This window comes from Pseudomonas sp. IT-P12 (assembly GCF_949767465.1).
GTDB lineage: Bacteria > Pseudomonadota > Gammaproteobacteria > Pseudomonadales > Pseudomonadaceae > Aquipseudomonas.
The window spans coordinates 62,546-76,209 of sequence record NZ_CATKPY010000022.1; the positions used below are offsets into that span (position 1 = coordinate 62,546).

At 64.1% G+C, this 13,664-nt stretch carries 14 protein-coding genes; 9 read left to right on the forward strand and 5 right to left on the reverse strand.

Annotated elements, in window-relative coordinates:
* Positions 1 to 63: 63 nt before the first annotated feature.
* The 6 genes from ACM6IM_RS14930 to yghX all read left to right on the forward strand — a co-directional run bounded on the left by ACM6IM_RS14930 (position 64) and on the right by yghX (position 7,046).
* On the forward strand, positions 64 to 1,827 hold the full coding sequence (locus ACM6IM_RS14930) for an L-lactate permease (protein WP_201190355.1): 1,764 nt from the start codon (positions 64 to 66) through the stop codon (positions 1,825 to 1,827).
* Between the two features lie 81 nt (positions 1,828 to 1,908).
* Positions 1,909 to 3,408, forward strand: coding sequence for a glycolate oxidase subunit GlcD (gene glcD, locus ACM6IM_RS14935; protein ID WP_414865542.1), 1,500 nt, complete (start codon positions 1,909 to 1,911; stop codon positions 3,406 to 3,408).
* Positions 3,408 to 4,472, forward strand: a complete 1,065-nt coding sequence (gene glcE, locus ACM6IM_RS14940) for a glycolate oxidase subunit GlcE (RefSeq protein ID WP_414865543.1) — start codon at positions 3,408 to 3,410, stop codon at positions 4,470 to 4,472. The genes glcD and glcE overlap by 1 nt, the downstream gene beginning before the upstream one ends.
* A gap of 3 nt (positions 4,473 to 4,475) precedes the next feature.
* Positions 4,476 to 5,717 carry a glycolate oxidase subunit GlcF gene (gene glcF / locus ACM6IM_RS14945; RefSeq protein WP_414865544.1) on the forward strand — a complete coding sequence of 414 codons (1,242 nt, stop codon included), beginning with the start codon at positions 4,476 to 4,478 and terminating at the stop codon, positions 5,715 to 5,717.
* Positions 5,714 to 6,118 (forward strand): heme-binding protein, encoded by a 405-nt coding sequence (locus tag ACM6IM_RS14950; protein WP_201190363.1) that lies wholly within the window; start codon positions 5,714 to 5,716, stop codon positions 6,116 to 6,118. The genes glcF and ACM6IM_RS14950 overlap by 4 nt, the downstream gene beginning before the upstream one ends.
* A 40-nt stretch (positions 6,119 to 6,158) precedes the next feature.
* Positions 6,159 to 7,046, forward strand: coding sequence for a YghX family hydrolase (gene yghX, locus ACM6IM_RS14955; protein WP_414865545.1), 888 nt, complete (start codon positions 6,159 to 6,161; stop codon positions 7,044 to 7,046).
* Here the strand turns inward: yghX and ACM6IM_RS14960 are convergent.
* Together ACM6IM_RS14960 and ACM6IM_RS14965 are read right to left on the reverse strand one after the other, a co-directional pair.
* A complete protein-coding gene (locus ACM6IM_RS14960; RefSeq protein WP_201190367.1) occupies positions 7,043 to 7,987 on the reverse strand; it encodes an aldo/keto reductase in 945 nt (314 codons plus the stop codon). The two genes, yghX and ACM6IM_RS14960, sit on opposite strands and share 4 nt — an antisense overlap.
* On the reverse strand, positions 7,974 to 9,257 hold the full coding sequence (locus ACM6IM_RS14965) for an NTP/NDP exchange transporter (RefSeq protein WP_414865546.1): 1,284 nt from the start codon (positions 9,255 to 9,257) through the stop codon (positions 7,974 to 7,976). The genes ACM6IM_RS14960 and ACM6IM_RS14965 overlap by 14 nt, the downstream gene beginning before the upstream one ends.
* Before the next feature lie 98 nt (positions 9,258 to 9,355).
* On the opposite strand from ACM6IM_RS14965, the gene ACM6IM_RS14970 reads away from it, so the two are divergent.
* Positions 9,356 to 10,138 carry an alpha/beta hydrolase gene (locus ACM6IM_RS14970; RefSeq protein WP_414865547.1) on the forward strand — a complete coding sequence of 261 codons (783 nt, stop codon included), beginning with the start codon at positions 9,356 to 9,358 and terminating at the stop codon, positions 10,136 to 10,138.
* 9 nt (positions 10,139 to 10,147) lie between these two features.
* On the opposite strand, the gene ACM6IM_RS14975 is transcribed toward ACM6IM_RS14970, so the two are convergent.
* From ACM6IM_RS14975 to ACM6IM_RS14985, 3 genes are all read right to left on the reverse strand, one after another.
* On the reverse strand, positions 10,148 to 10,477 hold the full coding sequence (locus ACM6IM_RS14975) for a hypothetical protein (protein ID WP_192303717.1): 330 nt from the start codon (positions 10,475 to 10,477) through the stop codon (positions 10,148 to 10,150).
* A gap of 91 nt (positions 10,478 to 10,568) precedes the next feature.
* Positions 10,569 to 10,889 carry a DMT family transporter gene (locus ACM6IM_RS14980; RefSeq protein WP_192303718.1) on the reverse strand — a complete coding sequence of 107 codons (321 nt, stop codon included), beginning with the start codon at positions 10,887 to 10,889 and terminating at the stop codon, positions 10,569 to 10,571.
* Between the two features lie 66 nt (positions 10,890 to 10,955).
* Entirely contained in the window at positions 10,956 to 11,411 is a 456-nt protein-coding gene (locus tag ACM6IM_RS14985) for a carboxymuconolactone decarboxylase family protein (RefSeq protein WP_192303719.1), read from the reverse strand.
* 200 nt (positions 11,412 to 11,611) lie between these two features.
* Here ACM6IM_RS14985 and ACM6IM_RS14990 point away from each other — a divergent pair, with 200 nt between their 5' ends.
* Positions 11,612 to 12,265: an FMN-dependent NADH-azoreductase gene (locus ACM6IM_RS14990; protein ID WP_414865548.1), complete on the forward strand. Its 654-nt coding sequence runs from the start codon at positions 11,612 to 11,614 to the stop codon at positions 12,263 to 12,265.
* Positions 12,231 to 13,649 carry a PLP-dependent aminotransferase family protein gene (locus ACM6IM_RS14995; protein ID WP_414865549.1) on the forward strand — a complete coding sequence of 473 codons (1,419 nt, stop codon included), beginning with the start codon at positions 12,231 to 12,233 and terminating at the stop codon, positions 13,647 to 13,649. The genes ACM6IM_RS14990 and ACM6IM_RS14995 overlap by 35 nt, the downstream gene beginning before the upstream one ends.
* Positions 13,650 to 13,664 lie beyond the last annotated feature (15 nt).

Sequence of the window (13,664 nt, forward strand, 5' to 3'; positions counted from 1 at the left end):
ATACTACAAGCCACCGCCCCCTCAGGGGTCTGCAAACCCGACAATAAAAAAGCAGAGGTGAGCATGGTCTGGCAGCAGATTTACGATCCGTTCGGCAACCCGGTCATTTCAACCCTCATGGCAGCCGTGCCCGTTGTGGTGATGCTGGCGGCCCTGGCGTTCTTTCACATCAAAGCACATCTGGCGGCATTGCTCGCCCTCGGCTCGGCGCTGATCATCGCGATCTTCGCCTTCGGCATGCCGGCCAACATGGCGGGCTCGGCGGCGCTATACGGGGCGGCCAACGGTTTGCTGCCGATTGGCTGGATCGTGCTCAACATCATTTTCCTGCACCGGCTGACCACCGAGAACGGCTCGTTCAAAGTGCTGCAGGATTCGCTGGCACGCATCACCGACGACAGGCGCCTGCAATTGCTGCTGATTGCCTTCTGTTTCGGCGCTTTTTTCGAAGGGGCGGCCGGTTTCGGCACGCCGGTGGCGGTGACCGGGGCGATTTTGATCGGGTTGGGTTTCTCGCCGCTGGCCGCCTCCGGCCTGGCGTTGATCGCCAACACCGCGCCCGTGGCCTTCGGCGCGCTGGGCACGCCGATCATCACCCTGGCCAAGGTCACGGGGCTGGATGAGATGGAGCTGTCGATGATGGTCGGCCGGCAGTTGCCGTTCTTTTCGGTACTGGTGCCGTTCTGGCTGATCTGGGCGTTCGCCGGTTGGCGCAAGATGCTGGAAATCTGGCCGGCGATCCTGGTCGCCGGGGTCAGCTTCGCCATCCCGCAGTTCGTCGTGTCCAACTATCACGGGCCGATGCTGGTGGACGTGATTGCCGCGCTGATTTCCATGGCCTGCCTGACCGGTTTCCTCAAGGTGTGGAAACCGGCCACCGTGCACACCTCGGCCGCCCTGTCCGGGCGCGTCGACAACTCGAAAATCGACGCCGAGCACGACGAAAAACCCACCGCCAGCGCGACCTTCGCCGGCGACGCCCGGCCGGCGGTCATGCGTGCGTGGATGCCCTGGATCATCCTCACGGTGTTCGTGTTTGCCTGGGGCACCCAGGGCTTCAAGAACATGTTCGACACCCGCCCGGCCATCGATCCGGTCACGAACTCCGCCAAGCTCGACCCACAAGGCAAACCCTTGCGTGAAGCCAATCCGGTCTTCGCCCCGGTCATCACCTTCGGCACGATCCACCAGCAAATCGAGAAAGTGCCGCCGGTGGTGCCTGCGCCAAAAACCGAGGAAGCCGTCTACAAATTCACCTGGCTCACCAGCACCGGCAGCGGCATCCTGCTGGCGGCCATCCTGGGTGGCCTGTTGATGGGTTATTCGATTCCGCAACTGATCAAGCACTATCTGAGAACCATCTGGGTGGTGCGCTACTCGCTGATCACCATCGTCGCGATGCTCGCGCTGGGCTTCCTCACACGCTATTCGGGACTGGACGCCACCATGGGCCTGGCCTTTGCCGCGACGGGGATTTTCTACCCCATGTTCGGCACCTTGCTCGGCTGGCTCGGTGTCGCGCTGACCGGCTCGGACACGGCGTCCAACGTGCTGTTTGGCGGCCTGCAACGGGTCACCGCCGAACAACTGGGCCTGAGCCCGGTGTTGATGGCCGCCGCCAACAGTTCCGGCGGGGTCATGGGCAAGATGGTCGACGCCCAGTCAATCGTGGTGGCCTCCACCGCGACACGCTGGTACGGCCATGAAGGGGAAATCCTGCGTTATGTGTTCTTCCACTCCATCGTCCTGGCGATCCTGGTCGGCGGGCTGGTGACTCTGCAGGCGTATGTATCGCCATTCACGGCCATGGTGGTGGGCGGGCACTGAGCCCGCTGCCCCAGCCCCCCTGCAGGCGCGAGCAGGCTCGCGCCTGCAGGGAGTTCATGAATGGAGTACTGTGGAACCACTATGAACATTCTCTACGATGAACGCATTGACGGCGCGCTGCCCGACGTCGACAAGGCTGCCCTGCTTCAGGCCCTGCAAAGCCGCTTGCCGAAACTGGAAGTGCTGCATCAGCAAGAAGAGCTCAAGCCGTATGAATGCGACGGTCTCTCGGCCTACCGCACCACGCCGCTGCTGGTGGTCCTGCCGCGTCACCTGGACGAAGTGCAAGGCGTGCTCCGGCTGTGTCACGAGATGCGCGTCCCGGTGGTTGCCCGTGGGGCGGGCACCGGTCTGTCCGGCGGCGCCTTGCCTCTGGAAAAAGGCGTGCTGCTGGTGATGGCGCGCTTCAACCACATCCTGCACATCGACACTGCCGCCCGCACCGCACGGGTCCAGCCGGGTGTGCGCAACCTGGCGATTTCCCAGGCGGCGGCACCGTTCGGCCTGTACTACGCGCCGGACCCTTCCTCGCAAATCGCTTGTTCCATTGGTGGCAACGTCGCGGAAAATGCCGGTGGCGTGCATTGCCTGAAATACGGCCTGACCGTGCACAACCTGCTCAAGCTGGAGATCCTGACGGTTGAAGGCGAACACCTGACCCTCGGCTCCGACGCCCTCGATTCCCCTGGCTTCGACCTGCTGGCGCTGTTTACCGGGTCCGAGGGCATGCTCGGGGTCATCACCGAAGTCACGGTCAAACTGCTGCCCAAGCCGCAGACCGCCAAAGTGCTGCTGGCGGCGTTCGACTCCGTGGAAAAGGCTGGTCGCGCCGTCGCCGACATTATCGCCGCCGGCATCATTCCCGGCGGGCTGGAGATGATGGACAACCTGGCGATTCGCGCCGCCGAAGACTTTATCCACGCCGGTTACCCGGTCGACGCCGAAGCCATCCTGTTGTGTGAACTCGACGGCGTCGAGGCCGATGTCCATGACGATTGCGACCGCGTGCGCCAGGTGCTGGAACAGGCCGGCGCCACGCAATTGCGCCAGGCGCAGGATGAAGCCGAACGCGTGCGTTTCTGGGCCGGACGCAAGAATGCCTTCCCCGCCGTGGGCCGTCTCTCGCCGGATTACTACTGCATGGACGGCACCATCCCGCGTCGCGAATTGCCCAGGGTGCTGCAGGCGATCGCCGCGCTGTCCGCCGAGTATGACTTGCGCGTGGCCAACGTTTTCCACGCCGGTGACGGCAACATGCACCCGTTGATCCTGTTCGACGCCAACCAGCCGGGTGAACTCGAACGGGCGGAAACCCTGGGCGGCAAGATCCTCGAATTGTGCGTGAGCGTCGGCGGCAGCATTACCGGCGAACATGGCGTGGGCCGGGAGAAAATCAACCAGATGTGCGCGCAGTTCAACAGTGATGAGCTGACCCTGTTCCACGGGGTCAAGGCCGCGTTCGACCCGGGCGGTTTGCTCAACCCCGGCAAGAACATTCCGACCCTGCACCGCTGCGCCGAGTTTGGTGCCCTGCACGTGCACGCAGGGCAGTTGCCCTTCCCTGAGCTGGAGCGTTTCTGATGTACCGTGAACAGGCATTCGACGACAGCGCCACGCTGCTGGAACAGGTCAACCGGGCACTGGAAAACGCCACCCCGCTGCGCATTCAAGGCTCCAACAGCAAGGCCTTCCTGGGGCGCATCGTCGCCGGGGAAGTGCTCGACACCCGCAGCCATCGCGGAGTCGTGGCCTACGACCCGACCGAACTGGTGATCACCGCCCGCTGCGGCACGCCCCTGTCCGAGCTGACGTATATCCTCGACGGTTCGCAGCAGATGCTGCCTTGCGAACCGCCCGCCTTCGGCGACGACGCCACCGTCGGCGGGATGATTGCCAGCGGCCTGTCGGGGCCGCGGCGACCCTGGGCAGGCTCGGTGCGCGACTTCGTGCTCGGCACCCGGGTCATCACCGGGCACGGCAAGCACCTGCGGTTCGGTGGCGAGGTGATGAAGAACGTCGCCGGCTACGACCTGTCGCGCCTGATGGCCGGCAGCTTCGGCAGCCTGGGCGTGATCACCGAAGTCTCACTCAAAGTCCTGCCCAAACCCCGGCAAACCTTGAGCATCAGTCTGGACATGGACAGCGACCGCGCCCTGCTGCGCCTGGCGGAATGGGGCCAGCAACCGCTGCCGATCAGCGCGGCGTGCCACGACGGGCAGCAGTTGCACCTGCGCCTCGAGGGGGGCGAAGGCTCGGTGACGGCCGCCCATGAGCGATTGGGGGGCGAGCGGCTGAACCCGGACTTCTGGGCCGATCTCAACGAACATCGACTGCGTTTCTTCGACGAGGATCAACCGCTGTGGCGCCTGTCGGTGCCGCATAACACCCCGCGACTGTCCTTGCCCGGCCGGCAATTGATCGATTGGGGCGGCGCCCAGCGCTGGCTCAAGTCGGACGCCGAGGCGGGGTTCATCCGCAAGGTCGTCGAGGAGGTCGGCGGTCACGTCACCTGCTACAGCCATGGCCTGATCGACAGCCCCTTCCAGCCCTTGCCGGCGGCACTGATGCGCTATCACCGCAGTCTGAAGCAACAACTCGATCCACGGGGCATCTTCAACCCCGCCCGCCTGTACGCGGAGCTCTGAACCATGCAGACCACCCTGAGCGACAGCGCTCGTCGCCTGCCCCGCGCCGAAGAAGCCGAAAGCATCCTGCGCACCTGCGTGCACTGCGGCTTCTGCAACGCCACCTGCCCGACCTATCAACTGCTCGGCGATGAACTCGATGGTCCCCGGGGCCGCATCTACCTGATCAAGCAAGTGCTGGAAGGCCATGAGGTCACCCAGAAGACCCAGCAGCACCTGGACCGCTGCCTGTCGTGCCGCAACTGCGAAACCACCTGCCCTTCCGGGGTCGATTACCACAACCTGCTGGACATTGGCCGCGCGGTGGTCGATGCCGCCGTGCCGCGACCGCTCGGCCAACGCTTGCTGCGCGAAGGCTTGCGCAACATCGTGCCCAATCCGGGCCTGTTCAAGCGCCTGGTCGGCAGCGGTCAAGTGTTCCGAGCCTGGTTGCCCGACACGCTGCAAGCGAAGTTGCCGCGCAGTACGCCGCAGGCCAAACCGGTGCCGCGCACGCAGCATGCCCGCCAGGTATTGATCCTCGAAGGCTGCGTGCAACCAGGGTTGTCACCCAACACCAATGCCGCGACGGCGCGAGTGCTCGACCGCCTGGGCATCAGTGCGGTCACGGCCCGGGAAGCGGGCTGCTGCGGGGCCGTGGACTATCACCTCGACGCGCAGGCGACCGGACTGCAACGCGCCCGCCGCAACATCGACGCGTGGTGGCCACACCTCGAAAGCGGCGCCGAGGCCATCGTCCAGACCGCCAGCGGTTGCGGGGCCTTCGTCAAGGATTACGGCCATCTGCTGGAACGCGACCCGGCCTATGCCGACAAGGCGAAAAAGGTCAGCGCCCTGGCCCGCGACCTGGTTGAAGTGCTGCGCGAGGAACCGCTGGAAAACCTCGGTGTGCACAGCGACCAACGCCTGGCCTTCCATTGTCCCTGTACCTTGCAGCACGCGCAGAAACTCGGCGGTGCGGTGGAAGCGACGCTGATCCGACTCGGCTTCAACCTGACCGCCGTACCCGACAGCCACCTGTGCTGCGGGTCGGCGGGCACTTATTCGATCACCCAGCCCGTGCTGTCCCGGCAGTTGCGCGACAACAAGCTCAATGCGCTGGAAAGTGGTCAGCCGGATGTTATCGTCACGGCCAACATCGGCTGCCAGTCACACCTCGACGGGGCGAACCGCACCCCGGTCCGTCACTGGATCGAACTGGTCGACGCCGCCCTGCCCCCACCCCTTACCGGAGCGTCTTCATGAAAAGCAAAGCCATCCTCGGCCAGGCCGAAGTCAGCCAGATCCTCGCCGCCGCCCGCACCGAAGCCCAGGCCAACCAATGGGCGGTGACCATCGCGGTGGTCGACGACGGTGGCCACCCATTGGCCCTGGAACGCCTCGACGGCGCCACGCCGAGCAGCGCCTACATCGCCACCGAAAAGGCCCGCACCTCGGCCCTGGGCCGACGTGAGTCCAAGGGGTTCGAAGACATGGTCAACGGCGGCCGCTTTGCCTTTCTGTCAGCCCCGCTGCTGACTTCACTGGAAGGCGGTGTACCGGTCATCGTCGATGGCCAGGTGATCGGCGCGGTGGGGGTGTCCGGGGTCAAGGCCGAACAGGATGCGCAGGTGGCCAGGGCCGGGGCGCAGTGTCTGCAGGCATGATCGCTCCGCCCCAGGCTCAACGAACACAGGACAGCTGCCCATGACCCGCCTCACCGCAAAGGACTTTTCCCCGCAACTGCTCGAACTCTACGACTACTACGCCCACGGCAAGATCAACCGCCGGGAGTTTCTCGATCGGGCGGCGTTGTTCACCTTTGGTGGATTGACCGCCAGCGCCCTGCTCGCCTCGCTGAGCCCGAACTATGCCCTGGCCGAGCAGGTCGAGTTCACTGATCCGGATATCGTCGCCGAGTACATCACCTACCCCTCGCCGAAGGGCAACGGGACGGTTCGCGGTTATCTGGTGCGCCCGGCCAAAACGACGGGCAAGGTGGCGGCCATCGTGGTCGTGCACGAGAACCGTGGGCTCAACCCGTACATCGAGGACGTGGCACGGCGCGTGGCCAAGGCAGGGTTCATCGCCCTCGCCCCGGATGGGCTGACGTCGGTCGGCGGTTATCCGGGGAACGACGACAAGGGGCGCGAGTTGCAGGCGACCGTTGACCCGGAGAAGCTGATGAACGATTTCTTCGCCGCCATCGAGTGGCTGATGAAGCACGACGCAACCACGGGCAAAGTGGGGATTACCGGGTTCTGCTATGGCGGTGGCGTCACCAATGCCGCCGCCGTGGCGTATCCGGAGTTGGGCGCGGCGGTCGCGTTTTACGGGCGGCAGGCCGATGCCCGGGATGTCCCGAACATCAAGGCACCGCTGATGTTGCATTACGGCGAACTGGACACGCGCATCAACGAAGGTTGGCCCGCCTATGAACAGGCGCTGAAGGCTGCGGGCACGACCTATGAAGCGTACATTTACCCCGGCGCCAACCACGGCTTCCACAACGATTCCACCCCGCGCTACGACGAAGCGGCGGCGAAGCTCGCCTGGGACCGGACGCTGGGGTGGTTTCGCCGCTATCTGGTCTAACTCACCACATCGATCAACTGCTCGCGCTGCGCACCGGTCAGCATCGGCCCGAACCCGGCACCGGCATTGTCCGCCATGTAGCGCGGGTTGCCGGTGCCGGGGATGACGCAGGTCACCGCCGAATGCGCCAACAGGTACTTGAGCGCCAGTTGTGCCCAACTGGTGACGCCCACCTGGGAGGCCCAGCCCGGCAGCGGCTTGCCCTTGAGCCGGGCGAGCAGGTCGCCGCCGCCAAACGGCCGGTTGCAGATCACCGCCACGCCGCGCTCGCGACACAGCGGCAGGATGCGTTTTTCGACACCTCGGTCATCCAGCGCATAGTTGATCTGCAGGAAATCCAGCGGCTCGGCCTTGAGCACGGCCTCCACTTCGTCATAGGCCGACGCGGTGTAATGGGTGATGCCGATGTAGCGAATGCGCCCTTGTTCCTTCCATTGGCGCAGGGTCGGCAAGTGGGTTTTCCAGTCCAGCAGGTTGTGGATCTGCATCAGGTCGATGCGGTCGGTTTGCAGCCATTTGAAAGATTGTTCCATTTGCGCGATGCCTTCCTCGCGGCCCCGCGTCCACACCTTGGTGGCCAGGAACGCCGGCGAGCGTGGCTGGTGGATCGACAGCAGCTCGCCGGTGGTCTGTTCGGCGCGACCGTACATGGGCGAGCTGTCGATCACCGTCCCGCCCTTTTCGAACAGCGCACTGAGCACGGCGGGCAACTGCTTGTAGGCTGGATCGGCCGGTGCGACATCAAAGCCGCGATACGTGCCCAGGCCGACCATCGGCAAGGGCTCGTTGCTGGAAGGAATGGCGCGGGTCAGCATGTTCTTGCCTCCTGTTTCCTTCGGCGGCGCACTGCCCGCGAAGGCCGGATCGAAAGTGAGCACCGCCGAAGCACCGGCAGCCAGCGTGAGTATTTGTCGACGCGTGTATCCATCAGTGTGGCTCATGGTGTTGCCCCTCCCCTGTCTTGCTCGCCTTTTGCGCTTGTTGCCCGGCCAGCCACGCGCATAACGCGCCCCACAGTGCGGCAAACGGCACGATCATCAGCGCCACCAGGCCAAACCCCGCGCCCAGCGCCGTCAGGCCGGCGGACAACCAGCCACTGGCGGCATCACCACCGCGATACACCAGGGTCTCGATCACATTCTTGGCCTTGTACTTTTCCTCGCGGCTGACCACCGTCCACAACACCTCGCGCGCCGGCCGCACCAGGGCGAACTCCACGGCGCGGCGCACCCCCTGGGCCAGGGCAACCGTCGTCGGCAGCGGTGCCAGGGCCATGGCGGCGAAGGCCACGATCGTCGCCACCGGCAATGCCGCCAGCGCCCCGCCGATGCCGATCAGGCGGATCAAGGGCGCCGTCAGCAGCAACTGGAACGTCAGGGTCAGCGCCGAGACGATCAGATCGACCACCGCGAAGAATTGCGTGCGGCTGGCCACATCAGAATAGCTGGCGGCGACAATTCGTCCCTGTTCGAAATACAACAAGGTCGCGGCGCTGGTGTGCAGCAGCATGAACGCCACCAATCCCCACAAGTACCGCGAGCGCCAGATCAACGTGACCCCGGCGAGCATGCTGCCGCCCAGACGTCGATCGTCCAGCCCGCGACGGGCGCCTTGTGACGTGGTGCGCCGCAACAATGCCCGATAGCAGCGCACCGCGACTTCCAGCAGCAACGCCGCCGAGAACGTCAGCGCCAGCGGGCCGAGACCGGTGGCCAGAGTGGCGGCCAGCAACGGCCCGATGAAGGTGCCAAGGGTGCCGCCCGCCGCAATGAAACCGAACAACCGTCGCCCCTGCTCACTGGAAAAGCGATCCACCAGCACACTCCAGAAGATCGAGACGATGAACAGGTTGTAAAGGCTGATCCAGACGAAGAACACCCGCCCGACATTCACCGGGGCGACACGGTGGGCGATCAACGCGCCGAACAGCAGCATCGACACGGCGATCAGCCGGTAGATCAACGGCACAAAACGGGTCGCTGGCCAGCGCGACGCAAGTAAGCCGAACACCGGCACCATCAGCAGCATGACCAGGAAGGTCGCGGTGAACAGCCACTGCAACTGGCCGGCGCCGCCCTCCAGTCCCAGCGCATCGCGCAGGGGCCGCACCAGGTAATAGCTGGCGAGCACGCAGAAATGGAACGCGAACCCCAGCCCCAGCGCCGCCCTTTCACCGGGTAACACGTCGAGCCATTTACCCACGATGGGCATCGCTACCCCCCTCCCCGGCCCTTATCGGCACGCCGCTGTCGTTCAACTACACTCTGACAGCGATCGCGCCGTCGCGGTGTTCAACCCCAGAGCAGTCAATGTCACGCCCTAACGTTAGCCGAATGTCACGTACCCTGATCTGTCTCGTCGTCATCCTGGCCGGTTCATACCTGGCCCTGTGCGCCGCATTGCTGGTGTTTCAGCGCGCGCTGATTTACTTCCCGCAGCCCGCCACGCTCGACACACCCAGGCTGACCCTGGACGTGGCCGACGCGCAGGTGCAGGTCAGCATCCGGCCGCACGAAGGGCCCAAGGCATTGATTTATTTTGGCGGCAATGCCGAAGATGTGTCGCGCAACCTGCCTGAGTTTGCCGAAGCGTTCCCCGACCATGCGCTGTACTTGATGCATTACCGGGGTTTCGGCGGCAGCAGCGGCTCACCGTCGGAAGAGGCGATTGCCCGCGATGCCCTGACGTTGTTCGACAAGGTCTACGGCAGCCATGGGGAAGTCGCGGTGATCGGCCGCAGCCTCGGCTCGGGGGTTGCGGTGCGCCTCGCCAGTCAGCGCCCCGCCACGCGACTGGTCCTGATCACGCCCTACGACAGCCTGGAACGACTCGCCGTGCGTCAATACCCGATCTTTCCGGTGAAGTGGTTGCTCAAGGACCGTTTCGACGCGTGGAAATACGCCGCGCATGTCTCGATCCCGACGCTGCTGCTGGCCGCCGAGCAGGACGACATCATCCCGCGTGCAAGCACCGACGCCCTCTACCGGCATTTCCCCAAGGGCGTGGCGGTGCTGAAGGAGATCGCGGGGGTCGGGCACAATTCGATCTCCGACAGCCCCGAATACCTGAAGCTGATCGCCGACGGGTTGTAGCTCGTTCGATCATTTGCGTGCCAGCTTGTAGCGCAGGCAGTCCTCGTTGAAACTGCGGCGCAAGGCTTCGGGACTCATTCGTGTGGGGCTGTCGTAGGTCTGCTCGGTAATGCCCATGGCCATCATGCGCATCCACGGCTTGCTGAACTTGTAGGTCTGCAACTTCTTGCGGGCGGCATACAAGGAAACGCCCGCCAGTTTCAGTTCCTGAGCTCGGGCTGCGGTGCCCGCGCCCCAACTGCACATGTAGCGGTCATTGGCTTGAAGCGCCCTGGCCTGCGCCTGCACGGCAAAACCTGCCAGGCCCAGGGATATCAGTGAAATCCATACATAACGCATTTAAAGCCAGCCCTAACCACCTGAAAGTAAAGTGATTCTGTCTGTAACTTTCGGGCTTCGGGGCCAGCAAAATGCCTTATCTGAAACATTTTCAGCTGGCCGTCACCAGCTTGAGTCCGATCACGCCGCCGAGGATGATGGCGATGCACAAAACCCGCAACAAAGTGGTGGCGTCACCCAGCACAGCCATGCCGAGTATCGCGGTGCCCGCTGCACCGATGCCGGTCCACACCGCATAGGCGGTGCCCACGGGCAACGTGCGCAAGGACAGTGAGAGCAGGAAGACACTGGACAAACCGGTGGCGGCTGCCAGCAGTCCCGGGATCAATCGGGTAAATCCGTCAGAGCCTTTCATGAAGAACGCAAAGGCAATTTCAAGAAGGCCTGCAATACCGAGCAGTGACCATGCCATGGAAGTGACTCCCTCGGGTGATCCGCCGAGCCTGTACGCCCGGCGAGTTTAGGTTGAAACGCCGGCTCAGGCGTTGTTGGCCGCGGCGGGTTTGGCACGGAACGCCACGCCGAACCGGTTGAAGGCATTCATCAAGCCGATGGCGTAGGTGAGGTCCGCCAGTTCCTTATCGCCGAATTCGGCCGCCGCAGCGGCATAGTCCGTCTCGGGTACCCCGGTCTGCGCCACCTGGGTGACCGTTTCCGCCCAGCTCAGCGCGATGCGTTCGCGGCGACTGAACACGTCGCCGACATCACGCCAAACGGGCACCAGCACCAGTTTTTCAACGCTGACGCCGAGCTTGACCAAGTCCCGCGAGTGCATGTCGATGCAGAAGGCGCAGCCGTTGATCTGGGAGACACGCAAATAGACCAGATCGATCAGTTCATGGGGCAGGCCGCTGTTTTGCAGGTACACGTAAACCCCGCCGAAAGCCTTGTAGCCCTCGGGTGAAGCCTTGGCGTAGTCGAGACGATTGTTCATGGTAAATCCCTTGTATTGGCTGACTGGAGGCCCCCATCGTGGGGGCTGCCGAGCCTGCCGTTAAGGTCCATGATCAGCCTTGAGACATAGGCCATGACCCAGTGATCATGGCCCAGGCCGAAAGTCGATTCATGGCTCTTCGACCTGGGGCATGGACTTCATAGAATCATTGCTCTGGCCCACAACGCTTCGGATAAATCATGAACATCCTCCACGTCACTTGCAGCCCTCGCGGCGAATCGTCCGAAAGTCATCGGCTGTCGAAAACCATCATCGGCTGTCTGCTGCAGGCCAACCCGGCCGCCACGGTCATCAACCGGGTGGTGGGCGCAACGGCGTTGTCGCCCATCGATGAGCCATACGCCATGTCCCAACAGGCGCTCGCCGATGTCACTGAAGCCGGCTCGATTGCCCTGTCGAACGGGCTGATCGAGGAACTGCAACAGGCCGACGTGCTGGTGATCGCAACGCCAATGCACAACTTCGCCGTGCCGGCGGCGCTCAAGCTCTGGATCGACCATGTCGCCCGGGTCAGGCGCACGTTCAATGTCGGCGCACAAGGCAAGACCAGCCTGCTGCGCGACCGCCCGGTGTATGTGGCAGTGGCCTCGGGCGGCCGGTTTTCCGGGTTGACCGCGCGACAACCGGATTTTCTGACGCCCTACCTGAAGGCTGTACTGGGTATGATCGGGCTGCATGACCTGCATTTCTTCTGCGTCGAAGGCACCGCCATGGGCCCCGATGCCTTGAACGCTGCTCGGGACCACACGCAGCAGGCAGTGCGGGACCATTTCTCTGCTAACCCATCGGTTGAGGCCAATGCCCCTTCACAGCCCACACTTTTCAGCGCTTGATCCGACCTCTGAGGACCCGATCTACCGGCAGATCTACTGGCGGTTCCGTGGTGCGATCAGCGACGGGCTGCTCGTGCCCGGTGACCGGGTGCCAGCGGCCAGGGCCCTGGCGAAAGAGCTTGGCCTGGCACGCGGCACCATCGACACCGCTTATTCACTGCTGACAGCCGAAGGGTATCTGCTCTCGCGGGGCCAGGCAGGCACCGTGGTGGCTCCCGGGATCAGCCTCGGAAAGCCTCGCGCCCAGACAGAACGGCCCCTCAATCCGGCCACCGGCCCGTCGATCCGACAGAAGGCGCCGGTCCTGCCCTTTCAAATGGCGCTGCCGGCGCTGGACGCCTTCCCGCGCAAAATCTGGTCGCAGATCGGTGCACGCTGCGTGCGTGCCACACAAATCGCAGACATGGCCAATCCGTCGGTGCTCGGCTTGGAATCCTTGCGCAATGCCATTGCCACTTACCTGCAAGTGGCACGGGGAATCACCTGCTCGCCCGCGCAGGTGTTCATCACCTCGGGGTATCGCAACAGCCTGGCGTTGATTGCCCATGCCCTGCTCAAGGCCGGCGACCGTGTACTGGTCGAGGACCCCGGCTACCTGCCCACCCGCCAGTTGCTGGCGCACCTGCAGATCGAAGCGGTTGCGGTACCGGTCGATCAGGAGGGCATGCGCGTCGAGCACGGGCTGAGCAACACACCGCAAGCCAGGGCGGCGGTCGTCACCCCGGCCCATCAAAGCCCGCTGTGCGTGTCGCTGTCGCTGCCGCGCCGCCTGCAGTTGCTTGACTGGGCAACTCGCCAACAAACCTGGATCGTCGAGGATGATTACGACGGCGAGTATCGATACGTCAGCCGTCCGCTGCCGGCGCTGAAAAGCCTGGATCGCGATGGGCGAGTGCTCTACGCCGGCACCTTCAGCAAGGTGCTGTTTCCGGGCATCCGCCTTTCTTACCTGGTGGTGCCGCCAGCGCAGGTCGAACGCTTCGCCTGCATCAGCGAGACCTTCCTGGGCGGGTGCCCGGAGTTGACGCAAGCCATCGTCGCGACGTTCCTGACAGAAGGCCATTTCGCGCGCCATATCCAGCGCATGCGCAAACTCTACGGCGAACGCCGCGAGGCCACGGCCCGCGGGCTGAAGAACGTCCTGGGTGAACGCATCCACATCGACCCGCTGCCCGGCGGCATGCACCTGATCCTGCGCCTGAGGCCCCCGCAGTCTGATCGCGCACTGGTCGAGCGGCTGTTGGCAGCGGGAATCTATGCCGAAGCACTGAGCGACTGGCACGCGCACGACCCCAGCGATTCTGCATTGCTGCTCGGGTTTGCCAATATCGACTCGCAGGCCACCGCTGAACAGTTGGGCCAGCGCATCCTGGCGTTGATGTAACGCGTGGGCCAACGG